Below are 19,534 nucleotides of genomic sequence, written 5' to 3' on the forward strand. Positions count from 1 at the left end.
CTATGACTTTGCCGCTCAAACAGTGGCATGAGGTGCCATCTCGCGGGGTTTAAGCGATCATGAGAATATGTCCTCCAGCACCGAGCCGGCGGACGGATTCCTGACCGACTACTACGAGCACGTGGCCGAGGACGACGCCCGCAACTACACGCCGGAAACGCTGCTGGAGCGCGCCCGCTACCACCGGTCGTTGGCCGAACGGCGGGAACCGGGGCAGGCCGTCATCGGAGTTCTGCATGAGTCCGACGCCAGCGTGGTGGCCGTCGTGGCAGATGACATGCCCTACCTCCTCCCCTCCGTCACTGCGGAGATCGCCCGGGATACCGCCTCCATCCGACTCCTCGTCCATCCCACCTTCAGCGTCACCCGCGATCCAGCCACCCATCGCCTGACCGAAATCCAGCGGGCACCGCACCGCACCGGGCTCCCCGCCAGCGTCGAAGCTTCCACCGCCGGCACCAGTGCGCAGGTGCCCGCCCAACAAGAGGAGTACGACGGCGGACCACTCGCCGAGGCGTGGATGGCGATCGAGATTCCAAGGCTCCCGGACGAGCCCGGGACGGAACTCCTCATTGGCCGGTTGCACAGGGTCCTGCACGATGTCCGGACCGCCGCTGAGGACCATGCTGCAATCCATGCGGAACTGGCCCGCGAGGTCAGGGCCTTGGGTGAGCGGGCAGGCTCGGATCCTGAAGCCAGGGAAGCCCGTGAGCTGCTGCAATGGCTGGGCGATGGGAACTTCGTGTTCCTCGGATTTCGCGGGCGCCGCGGGCTTGGCGTGCTGCGGGAACCGAGGGACGCAGAGGAACTGCACAGGAATCCTCCGGGGGCAGAACCCCGGATCCTCACGCTCACCAAGTCCGCCCAGCGCTCCACGGTCCTGCGCCGCGCCTACCTCGACGAGATTACGGTGGCCTCGCCCGGCACGGAGGGGAAGGACGGCGGACAGACCTTTGTTGGTCTCTTCTCCCCCAATTCCACGGCGCAATCGGCCTTGGAGATTCCTGTCATCCGGGACACCGTGAAGGAAGTGCTGCGGGCGTTTGGCTACCCGCCCAGCTCGCATCACGGCAAGGAACTCCTGGCCGTCATGGAGGGCTATCCCCGCGATGAGCTATTCCACATCGACGCCGAACAGCTCGCCGCCCATGCCCGCGAAATCCTGCGACTCCAGGAACGCCACAGCACCCGGCTGTTCCTGCGCCCGGACTCCTATGGACGGTTCATGACAGCGCTCGTGTTCCTCCCGCGCCGTCGGTACAGCACCGCAGTCAGGCTCAACATTGAACGCGAACTGCGCGAGGCATTCGGTGCGGACTCCATCGAGTTTGAGCTCCGCTTGGGCGAATCCGCCATGGCCAGGGTGTTCTTCCGGGTGCTGTTACCGCAGGCGGCGTCGACGCGTCAGGGGACTCCCGGCGTCGTAGATGCCTCGGTACTGGAGCCGCGGATCATCGCCGCCACCAGGACCTGGGCCCAAGGCCTGGCCGAAGCGCTGCAGGCGCGCTACCCGTTGGAGGAGGCCGGGCGGCTTTCCCGCGAATGGGCCGCGGCCTTCCCTGCCAGTTACAAAGCCGATTTCGAAGTAGAGGACGCGGTGGAGGACATCTCGAAGTTCGAGAGCTTTCCGCCAGGCCAAAGCGAGGAACCAGACCCGCTGCTGACCGTCTACAAACGACCCGGAACTGCTGTTCTCATCGAAGATGCCAGGATCAGGCTGTATTTGACCCGCCCCCAGAGCCTCACCCAGATCCTTCCGTTCTTCCACAACCTTGGCTTGAAGGTACTGGACCAGCGTCCGTTCGACGTCCAGCGTGGAGATGGCCGACAGTTCTTTCTGTACGACCTCGGGCTGAAGTACCCGCGCGGGGTGGACCCGTTGACCACGGGCGAACTGCTGGGCGGCGCGTTCTGCGCCGCCATGCGCGGCGCTGCGGAGTCGGACGCCTTCGATGCCTTGGTCATCCGCGAAGGCATCGGTTGGCGGCGGGTGGCTATCCTCCGCGCCTACGCCAAGTACTTGCGGCAATTGGGGAGCACCAACTCTTTCGGCTTCATCGCGGACACACTCCGGGCGAACACGGAGGCAACACATGCGCTCCTGGAACTCTTCGAGGCGAAGTTCAATCCGGACAGCTACGCGCCGGACCTGTTTGATCCCGAACTCAACAGCCACGCACACCGGCCTGACGGCGATGTTTTTGAGGAAGGCAGCAGCGAACTGAGCCATCGTACGCAGGCCATCCACGCAGCCCGTGCCAGACTTGGCGAGGCTATTGACGCCATCCCGGTCCTGGACGCCGACCGACTCCTCCGGACGCTCGCAAGCCTGGTGGACGCCACCCTGCGCACCAATTTCTACTTGGACAAGCCGTACATCAGCTTCAAACTCAATCCGTCCGGCATTCCGGCCGCACCGGCGCCACGTCCTAAATTCGAAATCTGGGTCTACTCACCCCGCGTTGAGGGGGTCCACCTGCGCTTCGGACCGTTGGCCCGCGGAGGACTCCGGTGGTCGGACCGGCGCGAGGACTTCCGGACGGAAATCCTTGGGCTGGTGAAGGCACAAACTGTCAAGAACGCCGTGATTGTTCCCACCGGCGCCAAAGGTGGTTTCTTCCCCAAACTACTACCGGACCCGGCGGAGGATCGCGCTGCTTGGCTCGCGGAGGGCCAGGAAAGCTACCGGACTTTTATTCGTGGGCTGCTGGACGTCACGGACAACCTCATGCCGGATCCCGACGGCGGCAGCAACAGCCGGGTGGCGACCCCGCCCCGGGTGGTACGCCACGATGGCGACGACTACTATCTGGTGGTCGCGGCGGATAAGGGAACTGCCGCCTTCTCAGACATCGCCAACGCTGTGGCGGAGGAGTACGGCTTCTGGCTGGGGGACGCCTTCGCTTCCGGCGGCTCAGTGGGTTACGACCACAAGCAGATGGGCATCACGGCCCGCGGCGCATGGGAATCGGTGCGCCACCATTTCAGTGAACTCATGATCGATTCAACCGCGGAGGATTTCACCGTGGTGGGCATCGGGGACATGAGCGGTGATGTCTTCGGCAATGGCATGCTTCTCTCCAAGCACATCAAGTTGGTAGCTGCGTTCGATCATCGGCATATCTTCCTGGACCCCACACCGGATCCGCTGGAGTCCTATGCCGAGCGGGAACGCCTGTTCAAGGTCCCCCGGTCATCCTGGGCGGACTACAACCCGGGAAGGTTGAGCCCGGGTGGCGGTGTCTTCGCGAGGACGGCGAAGTCAATAGTGATTACCGAGGAGGTCCGGCTCGCCCTGGGTTTGGAAGAGGGTGCCGGGCTGGAAGCGGGCTCCGAACCCAACGGCCAGCAGGTCATGAGTCCACCGGAGCTCCTCAAGGCGATCCTCATGGCGCCGGTGGACCTGCTGTACAACGGCGGAATTGGAACCTACGTGAAGTCGTCCACGGAGTCCCATGCCGACGTCGGGGATAAAGCGAACGATGCCATCCGCGTCGATGGCGACCAGCTCCGCACCCACATCATCGCTGAAGGCGGCAACCTCGGCGTCACCCAGCGCGGCCGGATCCAGGCTGCGCTGGCGGGCATCCTGGTGAACACCGATGCGATCGACAATTCGGCAGGGGTGGATTGTTCCGACCATGAGGTGAACATCAAGGTCTTCCTGGACCGTATGATCGCGGCCGGCAGGATGCCTGCGGCCGAACGGACCGTATTCCTGCACTCACTCCAAGGTGAAGTGGGGAAGCTGGTGCTGAAAACCAATGACCACCAGAACGTCCTGTTGCTCAATGACAAGCAGTTGGCCGTCGAGTGGAGCCCCAGCTTCGAAAGGACCATGGACTGGCTTGAGTCAGTCACCGACCTGGACCGGGACCTGGAGTTCCTCCCCGGCAACGAGGAACTCCAGGCCCGCGTCCTGACGGGCAAGGGGCTGACAACCCCCGAGCTCGCAGTGCTGGCCGCTTACGCCAAAATCGAGCTGGCCCGGGAACTCACGGAGGGAGGCCTTGCCGACGATCCGTGGTTCTCGCAGACGCTCCACCACTATTTCCCCCAACAAGTCTCGGAGCGGTTCGGCGAACATCTGTCCACCCACCCGCTGCGCCGGGAGATCGTAGCCACTGTGGTGGCCAACGACATGATCAATATGGGTGGCATTGCGTTCGCCTTCCGGGCCATGGAAGAGACCACCGTGTCAGCCGCGGCCGTAGCACGCGCGTTCGTGGTGATGCGGAACGTCTGGGATCTGGACTCGGTAACGCAGGCCATCGCCCGACTGCCGGCCAGCACACCCAGCGAGCATGGCGCAGCCGTGGCCCTGGACATGCGGCGCCTGTTGGACCGGTCCGTGCGCTGGTACGTGACCCACGATTTCCGTGACAAGCCGATCTCCGATGCCCTGGCCCGGCTTGAACAACCGATGTCCTTGATGCGCGCCAATTTCACCGGGTTGCTGCATGGCATCAATCTGGCGCACTCCTTGAAGCGCCTCGCCCACACTGACGCCGTCGGCCTGCCGCACTCTTTGGGGATCCGCGCTTCAGAGCTCCTGGTCAGCTACGGACTGCTGGACATTTCCGCCATCGCCGAGGAACTGCAGGAGCCGGCAGAGGGTGTGGCGGAGGTGTACTTCGCCGTTTTTGAGCGGATCTCCGCAATCCCCTTGCTGGAACACATCACCATGCTTCCGCGCGACACGCACTGGGAGTCGTTGGCGAGGGCAGCGCTGAGGGACGACATGTATCTGGTCCTGGCCGACATGACCAAGGCGGTGGTCCGGCATACTCCGCGGTCCACCGTGGCTGCTGATCCCGTGGAACGGATCATGGATTGGGAGCACGGAAACATCGAACAATTGGCGCGCATCCAGGAGACCATCCAGGAAGCCATCAAGCCAGGTCCGGTGGACATCGCGGCTCTTTCAGTGGCAGTAAAACTGCTCCGCGCCATGGTTCGCAGATGAGACCCAGGTCACTCACCTGCCAGTCATCTTACATATTTTCGGGTCTCAGCGATTATGATTGATGGGTCGCCCTCGCATGCGGCACGTAATAGGAGGCCCCCAATGACCCCTGCAATGACTGCAGAACGCGAAATTCGCCTGTCCTTCTCGAAGGCAGACGAGATCCACGACGGACTCGACCGCGCAGTGGATGCCCTGATCGAAAACGCAGCAGCAGACGCTGCCTGTGGAATTCTGGTGACGCGCCACGAGCCCGGCACCTACACCGTGGCCCTGGACGAATCCGTTCCCTTCGGTCAGACCCACGAAGTCCTCGCCGCCTGATACCCCCAACGTATTTTCTGGCAGCGACGCCAAAAACCGGGGCCCGTCCCCTTCCGCATCTACTACCCGCGGAAGGGAACGAGCCCCGGTTTCTGTTTAACAACTATCCCACCCAAGCAGGTCGCAATTGGGTACCTACGCCCGGCGGAGAGTGACGCCGTCGGACTTCATGAACAGTTCCTTGCCCTCTTCGGTGACGCCGGGGCCCGAGTGCTCAAGCCACACCACATTCCCGCTGCTGGAAATTTCCTCGACCCGGCCGGTGGCGATCACGTGGGCGTATTTGACCACTTCCACCGCCTCGCCAACGTTCAGCGTCTTCCAGTCGGAAACCGTAGCCGAGTGAGCGTTTCGCCTGGACAGGACTGCTCCGCGTGCCTTCATTGAACTTCTACCCCTTTGTGGATGTTCTCTGTTGTGTATTGAGTTTTTCGAACGGTTGACCGTCAAGCCCACGACATCATTGGCGTGGACGTGACGTACACCATAAGTTCTACTACATTTGCCACGCCCCGGTGATTGCGTTGCGAACAAAGACCGGGGCGTGACAAATATGCCCATCAAATGAGCGTTTTATTCGACGTCAGGCCAATATGCCGACGGCGGATTCGGCGGCCGCACGGACCGCTCCGGAGCCGACCAAACGGTCAGCCGCTTCCAGTTCCGGCGACAGGAACCTGTCGGTACCGGGACCCTGGACCACTTCACGAAGCACCTCAAGCACAGCCGTACCGGCGGGACCCGGGGTGAGTTCGCCGTCGGACATTTGCGTCCGCATGTCAATGGCGCGGGCACTGGTGACAAGCTCGACGGCGAGCACGCGGCGGAGGTTCTCCACGGCCTTGCGCAGCTTCCGGGCAGCGTGCCAGCCCATGGACACGTGGTCTTCCTGCATGGCGGAGCTCGGGATCGAGTCCACCGACGCCGGAACGGCCAGGCGCTTGTTATCCGAGACCAGGCCGGCCTGCGTGTACTGGGCGATCATCAGGCCGGAGTCAACGCCGGGGTCTCCAGCGAGGAAGGCCGGCAGTCCGTGCGAGCGGGCGGGATCGAGCATACGGTCCGTGCGTCGTTCGGCGATGGAGCTCAGGTCCGCCACGGCGATGGCCAGGAAGTCCAGGACGTAGGCCACGGGAGCGCCGTGGAAGTTGCCGTTGGACGTAACGCGGCCGTCCGGGAGAACCACCGGGTTGTCGATCGCTGCGGCGAGCTCGCGGGACGCCACCAGCGCGGCGTGGTCCACGGTGTCACGGACAGCGCCGGCAACCTGCGGAGCGCAGCGCAGCGAGTAGGCGTCCTGGACCTTGGTGTCGTTGATCCGGTGGGATGCGACGATCGGCGAGTTGGACAGCACCCGCAGCATGTTATCCGCGCTGGCGGCCTGGCCGGGGTGCGGCCTGAGTGCGGCGTGGAGCTCCGGGAGGAACACCTGGTCCGTGCCGAGCAGCGCCTCGACGCTGAGCGCGGCGGTGACATCCGCCGTCGCAAGGAGCAAGCGGATATCGGCGATGGCCATCAGCAGCATGCCAAGCATGCCTTCGGTGCCGTTGACGAGGGCCAGGCCCTCCTTCTCGGCAAGGGTGACCGGCTCGATGCCGTGCAGCGCAAGAAGCTCAGCGACAGGCGGCTTGCCTGCGGTTCCGTACAGTTCGCCGTCGGGACCCATTGCTTCGCCTTCGCCCATGAGGACCAGCGCACAGTGGGACAGCGGGGCGAGGTCGCCGGAGCAACCCAGCGAACCGAACTCGCGGACCAGCGGGGTGATGCCTGCGTTGAGGACGTCCACCATGGTCTGAAGAACCACGGGGCGGACGCCGGTGCGGCCCGATGCCAGGGTCTTGGCGCGGAGGAACATGATGCCGCGGACCACTTCGCGTTCTACAGCCGGGCCCATTCCTGCGGCGTGGCTGCGGATCAGCGACTTCTGCAGTTGGGTGCGGAGGTCGTTGGGGATGTGGCGGTTGGCCAGCGCACCGAAGCCCGTGGAAATGCCGTAGGCGGGGACATCGCTGGTAGCCAGATCATCAATGTGCGCACGGACCTTGGCAACGTTGTCCAGGGCGTCCTGGGAGATGGTCACCTTGGCGTCGTGGCGGGCGACGGCGACGACGTCTTCCGGGGTCACGCCGCTTGAGCCGAGGGTAACGGTGAGCTGTTCGCTGGAGGTAACAGTCATGGTGTTGCCTACTTCTCGTTCATGGGGATGCGGACGCCGCGTTCGTTGGCGACGTCGACGGCGCGGTCATAGCCGGCGTCGACGTGGCGGATGACGCCCATGCCGGGGTCGTTGGTCAGGAGCCGTTCGAGCTTCTCCGCGGCCAAATCGGTGCCGTCAGCGACGGAAACCTGCCCGGCGTGCAGGGACCGGCCAATGCCGACACCGCCGCCGTGATGGATGGACACCCAGGTGGCGCCCGAGGAGGTGTTGATCAGGGCGTTCAGCAACGGCCAGTCAGCAATCGCGTCGGACCCGTCGGCCATGGACTCGGTCTCCCGGTACGGGGACGCCACGGAACCCGAATCCAGGTGGTCACGGCCGATCACGATCGGGGCCTTGACCTTGCCCTCCTTCACGAGCTGGTTGAACAGCAGGCCGGCCTTGGCGCGTTCGCCATAACCGAGCCAGCAAATACGCGCCGGCAGGCCCTCGAACTCCACCCGGTCCGCCGCGGCGTCGAGCCACTTATGCAGGTGCTTGTTCTCCGGGAACAGTTCCTTGATCGCTGCATCCGTCACGGCGATGTCTTCCGGATCACCAGACAGGGCAACCCAACGGAACGGGCCAAGGCCCTCGCAGAACAACGGACGGATGTACGCCGGAACGAAACCGGGGAACTCGAACGCCCGGACGTACCCGCCCTTACGGGCCTCATCACGGATGGAGTTGCCGTAATCGAACACCTCAGAGCCGGCGTCCTGGAACTCCACCATCGCCTGGACGTGGCGGGCCATCGAAGCCTGGGCCTTCTTGGTGAACCCTTCCGGATCCGCCTCGGCTTCGGTGTGCCACTCGTTGACGGTGATGCCTTCGGGCAGGTAGGACAGGGGGTCATGCGCACTGGTCTGGTCGGTAACCACATCAAAAGTGACCTCGCCGGCCTTGTGGCGGCGCAGCAGTTCCGGGAACACCTCCGCGGCGTTACCCACGTAACCGACGGACCAGCCACGGCGCTCGTCCTTGGCCTTCTGGACCTTCGCGATCGCAGCATCCAGGTCCGTTTCGACCTCGTCCAGGTAGCGCTTGCCGGCGCGGCGGCGGAGACGGGTCTCATCCACGTCCACGATCAAGCAGGCACCGTCGTTCAGGGTCACGGCCAGCGGCTGGGCCCCGCCCATGCCACCACAACCACCCGTCAACGTCAGCGTCCCGGCCAGCGGCCCCTCGGTGGAACCCTGCGCGGCGGGTGCCGGGTGGCGTCCCTCAGCAGCCAACTTGTTTCCGACGGCGGCAAAGGTTTCGTAGGTGCCCTGCAGGATGCCCTGGGTGCCGATATAGATCCAAGAACCAGCCGTCATCTGGCCGTACATCATCAAACCCTCAGCCTCGAGCCGGCGGAACTCAGGCCACGTGGCCCAGTCCCCCACCAGGTTGGAGTTGGCGAGGAGAACACGGGGCGCCCACTCGTGGGTGCGGAACACACCCACCGGCTTCCCCGACTGGACCAGCAGCGTCTCGTCCTTCTCCATGGTCTCCAGCGTGCGGGTAATCGCATCAAACGCAGCCCAGGAACGCACAGCACGGCCCGTGCCTCCGTACACCACCAGATCATCCGGGCGCTCAGCGACCTCGGGATCCAGGTTGTTCATCAGCATGCGCAACGGCGCCTCGGTCTGCCACGACTTGGCAGTAAGTTCAGTACCCCGGGCGGCCTTGACCGGACGGGCACCAGTGGTGAAATCGGCGGGTGCCATGGTGACTCCTTCGTCTGTGGGAAGTGTGTGGTGGAAAGATCTTCTGCTTCTACTAAAGCCCCTTTATCCCGCGGCCGGAACGGCTTTTGGAAGGGTGCTGTCCGGGATTACAGACGCGCCCGGCGTTTCCTACTGGGCAGGGCGCCCGTGGATCCGGACCGACAACTCGTCGGCCGCTTTGCGGATGCGGGCAGCCAGGACCGGCCATTGCTCAGCCGGCACCTTGTCCTCCAAGAACGTGACGGCGACTGCCGCCGTCGGCCATCCGACGTGGTCCGTCACTGCGGCCGCGATGGAGCAGAACCCCGGCGTAATTTCGCCGTTTTCCGTGGCGTAGCCACGCTGGCGCACCTGGTCCAAATGCGAGGACAATGCGGAGTACTTCATGATGGGGAACTCCACCTCGTGCCGTGAGGTAAAGGCTGCGGCGTTGGGGTAAAGGGCACGGACCTGCGACTTTGGCAGGGCGGCCAGAATCGCGCGGCCCGAGGCCGTGAGGTGACTGGGCAGGCGGACCCCGACGTCGGTCACCAGGCTCGGGCGGTTCTTGGCGCGTTCCTCCACGATGTAGAGAACGTCGCGGCCATGGAGCACGGCGAGGTGGGCGCTCTCGCCGATCACGTCCACCAGCGAGGCAAGCATGGGCCGGCCAAGACGCGACAGTGGTTCCTGGCGTGAGTAGGCCGAGCTGAGTTCGAAGGCGCTGATGCCCAGACCATAACGCTGTTCCTCATGCAGGTGCAGGACGAAGCCATTGGCCTCCATCACACCCAACAGGTGATAAACGCTGGAGCGCGGGAGACCCAGCGCGGTGGCAATATTCGACGCCGCCATGGGACCACGGCGCGAGGCCAACAGTTTCAGGATCCGCAGCGTGTTTTCGGCGGCAGGGACTTTGGAGGTGGCCTTGCCTGGTGCCATTGGCGACGTTGTCATGGTTCCTCACTGCTGGGGGGTCGGTATCTCGTCGAACAGCGCATGTCCGGTATCCCGTACTCCAGCGTGCACCCTTGGCAGGGCAGGCACCAGCCCACCACGCCGGGGTAATGTCTGAAATGCCAGACATTGCTGTTCCCACCACCCAAGCCTTCCGCAAAGTGTCTGCGATCAAAGACACCAAACCCCCGTGAGTCCGATCACAAGCGGCCCAAAAGTGATCTGCTGGATAGCGATCCCCTCCCAAAGACGAGAAGGTTTTACTATGCAACAGACCAAGCTGGCTGCGGAGAGCTCTGTGCTCCAAGCCGCGGGTACGGCGCTCAGCCGAGGCCTCAACGTCCGCCACATCCGCTTTATGGCACTCGGATCCGCGATCGGCACGGGCCTCTTCTACGGCTCCGCCTCCGCCATCCAAAAGGCCGGACCGGCCGTCCTGCTCGCCTACATCATCGGCGGCGCGGCCGTGTTCATGGTGATGCGCGCCCTCGGCGAAATGGCAGTTCGACACCCCGTGTCGGGCTCGTTCGGCCAGTACGCCAGCAAGTATCTGGGACCGTTCGCAGGCTTTGTGACCGGGTGGACCTACGTGTTCGAGATGGCGATCGTAGCCATTGCCGACGTCACGGCCTTCAGTATCTACATGGGCTTCTGGTTCCCTCAGGTGGACAGATGGATCTGGGTGCTCGCGATCATCCTGTTCCTGGGCGCCATGAACCTGCTCAGCGTGAAGGTGTTCGGTGAGCTCGAGTTCTGGTTCTCGCTCATCAAGGTGGTGGCGATTGTCGCCATGATCGTCGGAGGCGCAGCGATCGTCGTGTTCGGCTTCCAAACGGGCGACGGCGGTGGCGTGGCACCGGGGCTGGGGAACCTCGTGAACCATGGCGGTTTGTTCCCGAACGGTTTCGAGGGGCTACTGGCCGCGTTCGCCGTCGTGATGTTTGCCTTCGGCGGGATCGAAACGATCGGTATCACCGCCGGCGAAGCGGCCAATCCCAAGAAGGTCATCCCGCAGGCAGTCAACACTGTTCCGGTCCGCGTTCTGCTCTTCTATGTCCTGACCTTGGGCGTGCTGATGAGCATCTTCCCGTGGAATGAAATCGGCAGCAGTGGAAGCCCGTTCGTGCAGATCTTTGACGGACTGGGCATCCCTGCCGCTCCGCATATCCTCAATGCCGTGGTCATCACGGCTGCTCTCTCGGCGATCAACAGCGACATTTTCGGCGCCGGCCGCATCCTGTTTGGGCTGGCCCAGCAGGGCCACGCACCCAAGAGCTTCAGCAAGATCTCCCGCCATGGTGTTCCGTGGATGACCGTGGTGATGATGGGCGGAATCCTGCTGGTGGGCGTCGTCCTGAATGCCGTCATTCCAGAGGACGTGTTCGTGCTGATTGCATCGATCGCCACGTTCGCCACCGTATGGGTCTGGGTGATGATCCTCGCTTCGCACGTCGCCATGAAGCGGGAGATCAAGCGCAAGGGCCTGCCGGCGTCGGAATTCGGTTCGCCGCTGTGGCCTGCCGCGTCCATCCTGACCATGGCGTTCATGGCCATGGTGATCGTGATCCTCGGCGTCTTCGAGGACACCCGGGTAGCCCTGTATGTAGGTGGCACGTGGCTGGTCCTGCTGTTCGTAGCCTACAAACTGTGGGTCCGCGGTGGAGGGCTGCGCCGGGCAGAGCTGGTGGACGAAACCGCCTGATTCCCTGCGCCGAAACTACAGTTAATGCCAATGTTCGCGCGGAACATTGGCATTAACTGTAGTCTCGCGGGGGGTTCGGCTCAGATTGCAGCAGCTGCGGAGCGCACGGCGTCGGACAAGGGAGTTGCCGGGCGCCCGATCAGTTTCCGGAGATCACCGGTGGTGACCAACAGTTCGCCGCGGCCAATGCCCAGATCGGTATCGGCCAGGATCTGCGCGAAGCCTTCCGGTACCCCTGCGCCCGTCAAGAGATCGGCGTACTGGTCTGCCGGGAGGTCTCGGTATTCGATGGACTTCCCTGATGCAGCGCTGATTTCGGCGGCCAGCTCGTCCAAGGTAAAGGCCTCGTCCCCACCCAGTTCGTAGATCTTGCCGGCCTGGTGCTCCGCGACCAGAACCGCGGCTGCAGCTTGTGCATAGTCTGCGCGGGAAGCGCCGCTGACCTTGCCGTTTCCGGCGCTGCCAGCAAGCGCTCCCTGCGCAAGCGTTCCCGGCAGCTGATCGGTGTAGTTCTCGATGTACCAGCTGTTGCGAAGGAGGGCGAAGGGAACGCCGGATTCTTTGAGGATGGATTCCGTGGCCTGGTGCTCTGCGGCCAGCTTCATGCGTGTGGTGTCTGCGTTGGCAATGCTGGTGTAGGCCAGAAGCTCCACGCCCTCGGCCTTTGCTGCCTCGATGACCGTGCGGTGCTGCTCTACCCGCTGACCGACGGCGCTTCCCGAAATGAGAAGGACCTTGGTGGCACCCTTAAGCGCTTGGGCCACCGAAGCAGCGTCGTCGTAGTCCATTGCAGCCGCGCGAACGCCGCGGGCAACAAAGCCGGACAGCTTTTCGATGGAGCGGCCGGTGGCAACAATGCTGTCAGCGGGGACATTGCGCTCGAGCAGGGCCTCTATGACGTGGCGGCCCAGCTGGCCTGTTGCTCCGGTAATGACGATGCTCATGACTGGTTCCTTTCAAGGAAGTTATTGGGTCGGTCACCGATCACAACCAGTGCTTTCATGGATAACTTCCCGAAAGAGAGTACGCACTTAAAGGTAAGGTACTGACATGAAAGTAAGTACCCTCTTGGCTCCCCTCCCTGCCGGCGTCGCGGACGGTGTCTTCCCAGCCGGCTGCCCGAGCAGGACGGTACTGGACCACATCACCAGCAAATGGGGCGTGCTGATCCTGCTGTCGCTGTCCGAAGGAGATCAGCGATGGAGCGAACTGCGCCGACGGGCTGAGGGCATCAGCGAGAAAATGCTGGCCCAAACCCTGAAAACGCTCGAACGGGACGGACTGGTACGCCGCGACGCACGACCCGTCATCCCGCCGCGCGTGGACTACAGCCTGACTGAACGCGGCCGCGAGCTCACGGCACTGCTGATCCCCCTGGTGACCTGGGCCTTCGATAATGCCGAAGAAATCATCGGCGGCCAAAGTTAGCCCGGATTCCCCCGCCAACCGGGCCTACCGGGCCGACCAACCACCGTCCATGGTGTAGCTCGCGCCGGTGACCATGCCGGCGTCGTCGGAGGCCATCCAGGCTGCCAGCGACGCAACTTCCTCCACCTCCACCAGGCGCTTGACCGCGGACTCCGTCAGCATCACTTTGGCCAGGACTTCGGCTTCGGGGATGCCGTGGAGCCGGGCCTGGTCGGCGATCTGCTTCTCCACCAACGGCGTGCGTACGTAGCCCGGGTTGATGCAGTTGGACGTGACGCCGTGCTCGCCACCCTCCAAGGCAGTGACCTTGCTGAGTCCCTCAAGGCCGTGCTTGGCGGAGACGTACGCGCTCTTGTAGGCGGAGGCCCGGAGGCCGTGGACCGATGAGATATTGATGATCCGGCCGAACCCGTTGGCATACATGTGCGGGAGCGCGGCCCTGATGAGGAGGAACGGAGCCTCCAGCATCAGGGCCAGGATCCGCCGGAACTCCGCGGGTTCAAACTCCTCGATCGGCGCGACCTTCTGGATGCCGGCGTTGTTGACCAGGATGTCGCAGTCGAGGCTCAGTGCGGCCAGGGCGTCCACGTCCAGCAGATCAACCGTCCAGGCGGTGCCGCCCAGCTCGTCGGCCAAGGCCGCGGCTCCGGAGGCATCGACGTCGGCCACTACTACCTTCGCCCCGCGGGCGGCGAGGGCCCGGGCACAGGCGGCCCCGATTCCGCTCGCGCCACCGGTCACCAGGGCTTTGCGTCCGTTCAGGGAGTTGTCCATGGGTCTAGCCTTTCGAAGCGGATGAAGTAACCAGCCCGTGCCGGATCGCGTCGGCCTCGTCCACCTCTTGGAGCGCGATGCCCTTGGTTTCCTTGAGCGAAACGACGGCGACGACGGTGATGGCGCACGCGACCACAAGATAGATCGCGGTGGGAACCCACGAGCCTGTGTCCTTGAGCCACTGGGTCGCCAGGAGCGGCGCGAGTGAGCCGGCGAAGATCGACGTGACCTGCGAGCCGAGGGAAACGCCGGAGTAGCGCATGCGGGTGGGGAAGAGCTCGGACATGATGGCCGGCTGCCCGGCGTACATGAAGGCATGCAGGCAGAGGCCGATGGTCACGGCGAGCACGATCACCACAGCGTTCCTGGTGTCGAACATGGGGAAGGCGAAGAACGGCCAGGTTGCACCGGCGATCGCGCCAACCAGGTACACGGGCTTGCGTCCCCATGAATCCACCAGTCGTCCCACCTGGGGAATGACCAGGAAGTGGATGACGTGGGCGATCAGCAGTGCCATCAGGAGCGAGGACGTGTCGTACTTGTGGACGCTCTTGAGGTAGACGATCGCGAAGCTCACCACCAGGTAGTACATGATGTTCTCCGCGAAGCGCAGGCCCATGGCCTGGAGGATTCCCTTGGGGTACTTGCGGATGACCTCGCCCACGCCGTAGCTGATGGCCTTGGACTCCTCCACCTGTGCCTTGGCCTCAAGGAAGATCGGGGCTTCGGTGACGTGGGTACGGATGTAGTAGCCAACGAACACGATCACGGCAGACAGCCAGAACGCGACGCGCCAGCCCCAGCCGAGGAAGGCCTCGCTGCTGAGCGTGGTGGACATGACGAACAGGACCAGGGTGGCCAGGAGGTTGCCCACCGGCACGGCAGCCTGCGGCCATGAGGACCAGAAGCCGCGGGACTTGTTGGGGCTGTGCTCCGCCACGAGCAGAACTGCGCCGCCCCATTCCCCGCCGAGCGCGAAGCCCTGGATGAAGCGGAGAGCCACCAGCATGGCCGGTGCCCAGTACCCGATTTCCATGAAGCCCGGGAGGCAGCCCATCAGGAAGGTGGAGACACCCACGATCACGATGGTCAGCTGCAGGGTAGGCTTGCGGCCGAGTTTGTCACCGATCTGGCCGAACACGATTCCGCCGAGTGGCCGGGCTACGAAACCCACCGCGTAGGTGATGAACGCCTGGATGATGCCATCGAGCTCGTTGCCCGTGCTGGGGAAGAAGTACTTGCCGAATACCAGGGTGGCGGCGGTGGCGTACAGGAAGAACTCGTACCACTCCACCACGGTGCCCACCATCGACGCCGCGACGATCTTCTTCAGGCCGGAGCCCTTGCCGGCGTCTTTCCCGGCTCTTGATGCGGAGCGCTGCTCTACGCTCATATCCATCTCCTCAGTGTCCTCTTTGACCCTTGTGAACGTGATGTGATCCACAACACGAAATGCTCCACTGAGTATTGCCGCAGATTTGCCGCGCCTCAATGACCAAAGAGGCACCATGTGTGTGCAAAATTGCAGATATGAAGCCGAATCCCGATGACCTTCTCATCTTCCTGGCCGTCTCACGTTCAGGAAGATTCACGACGGCGGCCCAAGCCTTGGGGCTCAACCACACCACCGTTTCGCGCAGGATAGCGGCGCTGGAGAAGGCGCTGGGCGGCAGGGTCCTTGCACGAGCAGCCGGTGGTTGGGAGGTGACGGAGTTGGGCACCGAAGCCGTGCAGGCCGCAGAGCGTATCGAAGCTGCGGTGGGCACGCTGGGACCCAGCGACCGCGCACCAGACCCGATTACCGGCGTCGTGCGCATGACCGCGACCGATGGCTTCAGCGCATATATCGCGGCCCCAGCGGTGGCGCGCTTGCGGAGGGCGCACCCCGGGCTGAGTGTCGAGATCGTGACAGTGACCCGGCGGGCATTGCAGCAGCGGTCCGGTTTGGACATCGAGGTGGTGGTCGGGACGCCGCAGGTGCACCGTGCCGAAGCGATCAGGCTCGGCGAATACCGGCTGGGAATGTACGCGTCCCGCGCGTACTTGAAGGACCACGGGTCACCCGCCAGCGTCGAAGAGCTCACGGAGCACCAACTGGTCTACTTCGTGGATTCCATGCTGCAAGTGGACGACCTGGATGCGCCCCGCAGGTTGGTCCCGACCATGCGCGACGGGCTGAGCTCCACCAATGTGTTCGTCCACGTCGAGGCCACCCGGGCAGGGGCAGGCATCGGGTTCCTGCCGTGCTTCATGGCCGATCGGCACGCGGATTTGGTGCGGCTCCTGCCGTCGGACTTCGCCGAGCTCCTCCCCTACTGGATGGTCCTCCGCCCGGACTCCATGCGCCGCCCCGCGGTAGCCGCCGTCGTGCAGGCCTTGCGTGAAGAGACGGAGAACCGGCGGGAGGAGTTGTTGGGCGCAGGCTGAGGTCCACCCCGCGGGTAAATCAAGACCCCAGCGGGATCACCAGCGGCGTGTGGCTCACGGGATCGTCGATCACGATGCACGGCAGCCCGAACACGTGCTCCACCAGCTCGGCCGTCACAACATCGGCGGGCCGGCCCTCGGCAACCACTGCGCCGTCCTTCATCGCGATCAGGTGCGTGGCATAGCGGCAGGCGTGGTTGAGGTCGTGGAGCACGGCCACCAGGGTGTTGCCTTCGCCATTGAGGCGCCGGAACAACTCCAGAAGCTCGATCTGGTGCGCGATATCAAGGAACGTGGTGGGCTCATCCAACAGGAGCAGCGGGGTTTGCTGGGCGAGGACCATGGCCACCCACACGCGCTGCCGCTGCCCGCCGGAGAGCTCGTCCACCAATCGGCCGGACAGCGAGGTCACGTTGGTGGCCTCCAGGGCGGCAACGACCGCGGCCTCATCTGCCTCAGACCACTGACGCAGCAACTTCTGGTGCGGGTAGCGCCCCCTGGCAACGAGGTCCGCCACGGTGATCCCGTCGGGCGCAATGGAGGTTTGCGGCAACAAACCCAGACGTCGGGCCACCTCCTTGGCACCGTAGGACGAGATGCTCTTGCCGTCCAACAGCACGGACCCGGAGCTGGGCTCCAGCAGCCGGGACAGCGCCCGCAGCAGCGTCGATTTACCGCAGGCATTAGGGCCCACGATGACCGTGAATTCGCCGTCGGGAATCCGCACGTCCAGCGCCGAAGACACAGTGCGGCCCGCGTAACCCAGGCTCACGTTCTCGGCCCTGAGGCGCGCGGCACCCGGCGCCAGCCCAGGAACAGGAACCGTTTCAAGCACCACGTCAGTCATAGCAATCTCCTTCAATTCTTCACTCATTGCCGCTTCACCTCACGGGCAAGGAGCCACACGAGGTAGCAGCCACCGATGCTGACAGTCACTACGCCCACGGGCAGTTGGATCGGCGCGAAAAGGTTCTGCGCCACGATGTCGCTGGCCACCAGGAGGAATGCACCCATGGCGGCAGAGGGAACCATTCCCACGGAAGCGGAACGGGTCAGGCGGCGGGCCAGCTGCGGGGCGGCCAAAGAAACAAAGGCAATGGGACCAGCCGCGGCGGTGACCATCGCGGTCAAAGCCACGCCCACCACTGCGAGGACCAGCCGCGAGCCTTCCAGCCGGACGCCCAAGGCCCGGGCGGCGTCGTCGCCCATCTCCAGGAGCCCCAACCGCCGCCCGTACAGTGACAGCACCGCCAGCAGCACCACGAACACGATCACCACCGGCAGCACTTGGTCCCATGTGATCTTGTTCAGGGACCCGGCACCCCAGACGGCAGCGGACATGGCCTGCTCCAAGGACGCCTTGAGGATCATGAAGGTGTTCACCGACGCCAACATGGCGCTCACTGCGATGCCGGCAATGATGAGCCGAAAACCTTGGATGCCCTTCTTGAAGGCGAACAAGTAAACCAGTGCGGCAGTCACCAGCCCGCCCACCAGCGCACCGGCAGACACGGCAAAGTAGCCGCCGCCCATCAACAGGATGACCACCAGCGCTCCCGTGTAGGCGCCGGTGTTGAAACCGATTACGTCCGGGCTTCCCAGCGCGTTGCGGGTCAGCGATTGGAAGATTGCCCCGCTGACCCCCATGGCCGCCCCCAACAACAGGGCCAGGAGGACGCGGGGCAATCTCCACTCCACCACCACCATGTGCACGGCACCGCTGGAGTGCCCCAGCAGTGCCGAAACAACGTCCGGTACCGCAACGCTGAACTCGCCCAGGCCAAGGGCGACGACGGCGAGCGCCAGTGCGGCGGCAAACAGGACGGCGGTGACAACCAGGGTGCGGACGTCGACGCGAAGTGAGACGCGTCCGCCAAAATGGCGGACGGCGAAGGTGCGACGACCGAAGTCGATGGAAGACGCACGATCAGCGGACGTCGCCTGATCAACCGATGTCATAGCGTGCTCACTTTCCGGCGTCGAATGAGCCAGATGAGGACGGGTGCGCCAACGAATGCGGTGATGATTCCTACCTGCATTTCGCCGGGGCGGAGAACGAGCCTGCCAAGAATGTCGGACACCAGGAGCAGCACGGGCGAGAGCACCAGGGTGTAGGCCAGGATCCAGCGCTGGTCCGGCCCAACGATCCACCGGGCGACATGCGGAACCATGAGCCCTACGAATCCGATAGGGCCGGCGGCTGCCGTCGCGGCGCCGCAGAGCAGGGTGACTGAGACGATGGTCCAGATCCGGGTTCGCACAATGTTGGCACCAAGCGACCTGGCGGTATCGTCGCCCATGGCAACGGCGTTCAAGGGTCGGGCCATGGCGAGGGCGATGAGGGTTCCACCCAGGATGAACGGTGCCACGGTGGTGAAGATTTCCCACGTGCGGTTGTTCAAAGTACCCGCGCTCCAACTGCGCATGCTGTCGAAAACGGCGGGGCGCAGGAGCGTGATGCCGGACGAAATACCGCCCAGGACAGCGCCCAGGGCAACTCCGGCAAGGGTGAGTCGGAGCGGGGTTGCCCCTCCCCTGCCCCGCGACCCGATGAAGTACACAGCCACAGTGGCCACCACAGCACCGGCGAAGGAGAACCAGATGTAGTCCTGGATGCTGGTCACTCCGAAAAGTGCCACTCCCAGGACCACGAAGAAGCCCGCACCAGCGTTGACGCCCAGGATGCCGGGGTCCGCCAACGGGTTGCGTGTCAGCGCCTGGATCAGTGCCCCGGACAGTCCCAGGGCAATGCCCACCACCACGCCGGTGACGGTTCGGGGCAGGCGGAGGTCGTGGATGATCACGTGTTCCGGCGAGCTGTCGTATGCGGTGATCGCGGGCCACAGCTTGGCCATGTCCACGTCCTTGGAGCCCACCACCAGGCTCAACCAGAGAACCAGGGCCAGCACGGCGACCGCCCCGAGCAACCCCAGGAACCGGTACCGGTTCACGGCCGCCAAGCCCGCTGGGCGTGGACCACCCTGGCGCGCGTCCTGGGCAGAAACCGGTGCCGCGTCCTGCGCTTGAGGTGCAACAGAACGCGGCGCCATGGTTCCGGACGCCAT

15 protein-coding genes are annotated in these 19,534 nt (G+C 64.2%); 5 read left to right on the top strand and 10 right to left on the bottom strand.

Going from position 1 to position 19,534, the window contains the following annotated elements:
• Nucleotides 1-67 precede the first annotated feature (67 nt).
• Together ACSSVG_RS08010 and ACSSVG_RS08015 are read left to right on the top strand one after the other, a co-directional pair.
• On the top strand, nucleotides 68-4,966 hold the full coding sequence (locus ACSSVG_RS08010) for an NAD-glutamate dehydrogenase (RefSeq protein WP_492418287.1): 4,899 nt from the start codon (nucleotides 68-70) through the stop codon (nucleotides 4,964-4,966).
• Nucleotides 4,967-5,068: 102 nt separating this feature from the next.
• On the top strand, nucleotides 5,069-5,290 hold the full coding sequence (locus ACSSVG_RS08015) for a hypothetical protein (RefSeq protein ID WP_090823628.1): 222 nt from the start codon (nucleotides 5,069-5,071) through the stop codon (nucleotides 5,288-5,290).
• A 135-nt stretch (nucleotides 5,291-5,425) separates the two neighbouring features.
• Here ACSSVG_RS08015 and ACSSVG_RS08020 read toward each other — a convergent pair whose 3' ends face one another.
• From ACSSVG_RS08020 to ACSSVG_RS08035, 4 genes are all read right to left on the bottom strand, one after another.
• Entirely contained in the window at nucleotides 5,426-5,674 is a 249-nt protein-coding gene (locus ACSSVG_RS08020) for a hypothetical protein (protein ID WP_159709121.1), read from the bottom strand.
• Between the two features lie 199 nt (nucleotides 5,675-5,873).
• On the bottom strand, nucleotides 5,874-7,466 hold the full coding sequence (gene hutH / locus ACSSVG_RS08025; RefSeq protein WP_492418290.1) for a histidine ammonia-lyase: 1,593 nt from the start codon (nucleotides 7,464-7,466) through the stop codon (nucleotides 5,874-5,876).
• Between the two features lie 8 nt (nucleotides 7,467-7,474).
• The gene (hutU, locus tag ACSSVG_RS08030; protein WP_492418292.1) at nucleotides 7,475-9,202 is read right to left on the bottom strand and encodes a urocanate hydratase; all 1,728 of its coding nucleotides are present in this window, start codon (nucleotides 9,200-9,202) and stop codon (nucleotides 7,475-7,477) included.
• A gap of 129 nt (nucleotides 9,203-9,331) precedes the next feature.
• Nucleotides 9,332-10,138, bottom strand: a complete 807-nt coding sequence (locus ACSSVG_RS08035) for an IclR family transcriptional regulator (protein ID WP_231340583.1) — start codon at nucleotides 10,136-10,138, stop codon at nucleotides 9,332-9,334.
• Nucleotides 10,139-10,403: 265 nt separating this feature from the next.
• Between ACSSVG_RS08035 and ACSSVG_RS08040 the strand changes: the two genes are divergently transcribed.
• Nucleotides 10,404-11,840: an amino acid permease gene (locus ACSSVG_RS08040; protein WP_492418294.1), complete on the top strand. Its 1,437-nt coding sequence runs from the start codon at nucleotides 10,404-10,406 to the stop codon at nucleotides 11,838-11,840.
• An 80-nt stretch (nucleotides 11,841-11,920) separates the two neighbouring features.
• Here ACSSVG_RS08040 and ACSSVG_RS08045 read toward each other — a convergent pair whose 3' ends face one another.
• Nucleotides 11,921-12,784 carry an SDR family oxidoreductase gene (locus ACSSVG_RS08045; RefSeq protein WP_231340581.1) on the bottom strand — a complete coding sequence of 288 codons (864 nt, stop codon included), beginning with the start codon at nucleotides 12,782-12,784 and terminating at the stop codon, nucleotides 11,921-11,923.
• A 106-nt stretch (nucleotides 12,785-12,890) separates the two neighbouring features.
• Between ACSSVG_RS08045 and ACSSVG_RS08050 the strand changes: the two genes are divergently transcribed.
• Nucleotides 12,891-13,268 (top strand): winged helix-turn-helix transcriptional regulator, encoded by a 378-nt coding sequence (locus ACSSVG_RS08050; protein WP_231340580.1) that lies wholly within the window; start codon nucleotides 12,891-12,893, stop codon nucleotides 13,266-13,268.
• Nucleotides 13,269-13,292: 24 nt separating this feature from the next.
• Here the strand turns inward: ACSSVG_RS08050 and ACSSVG_RS08055 are convergent, their stop codons facing one another.
• Together ACSSVG_RS08055 and ACSSVG_RS08060 are read right to left on the bottom strand one after the other, a co-directional pair.
• Nucleotides 13,293-14,042, bottom strand: coding sequence for a 3-hydroxybutyrate dehydrogenase (locus ACSSVG_RS08055; protein WP_091464813.1), 750 nt, complete (start codon nucleotides 14,040-14,042; stop codon nucleotides 13,293-13,295).
• Between the two features lie 4 nt (nucleotides 14,043-14,046).
• Nucleotides 14,047-15,435: an MFS transporter gene (locus ACSSVG_RS08060; RefSeq protein ID WP_253465890.1), complete on the bottom strand. Its 1,389-nt coding sequence runs from the start codon at nucleotides 15,433-15,435 to the stop codon at nucleotides 14,047-14,049.
• 137 nt (nucleotides 15,436-15,572) lie between these two features.
• On the opposite strand from ACSSVG_RS08060, the gene ACSSVG_RS08065 reads away from it, so the two are divergent.
• Entirely contained in the window at nucleotides 15,573-16,469 is an 897-nt protein-coding gene (locus ACSSVG_RS08065; protein WP_492418297.1) for a LysR family transcriptional regulator, read from the top strand.
• Nucleotides 16,470-16,488: 19 nt separating this feature from the next.
• Here the strand turns inward: ACSSVG_RS08065 and ACSSVG_RS08070 are convergent, their stop codons facing one another.
• Genes ACSSVG_RS08070 through ACSSVG_RS08080 form a run of 3 tightly spaced genes read right to left on the bottom strand, consistent with a single transcriptional unit; the run spans nucleotide 16,489 to nucleotide 19,519 of the window.
• Entirely contained in the window at nucleotides 16,489-17,316 is an 828-nt protein-coding gene (locus ACSSVG_RS08070; protein ID WP_231340577.1) for an ABC transporter ATP-binding protein, read from the bottom strand.
• Nucleotides 17,317-17,339: 23 nt separating this feature from the next.
• Complete coding sequence (locus ACSSVG_RS08075) at nucleotides 17,340-18,428, bottom strand: FecCD family ABC transporter permease (RefSeq protein ID WP_231340576.1); 1,089 nt, start codon at nucleotides 18,426-18,428, stop codon at nucleotides 17,340-17,342.
• Nucleotides 18,425-19,519, bottom strand: a complete 1,095-nt coding sequence (locus ACSSVG_RS08080) for a Fe(3+)-siderophore ABC transporter permease (RefSeq protein WP_492418299.1) — start codon at nucleotides 19,517-19,519, stop codon at nucleotides 18,425-18,427. Before ACSSVG_RS08080 ends, ACSSVG_RS08075 begins: the two co-directional genes overlap by 4 nt.
• Nucleotides 19,520-19,534: the final 15 nt, after the last annotated feature.

This window comes from Paenarthrobacter sp. E2MeOHC11, assembly GCF_058744955.1.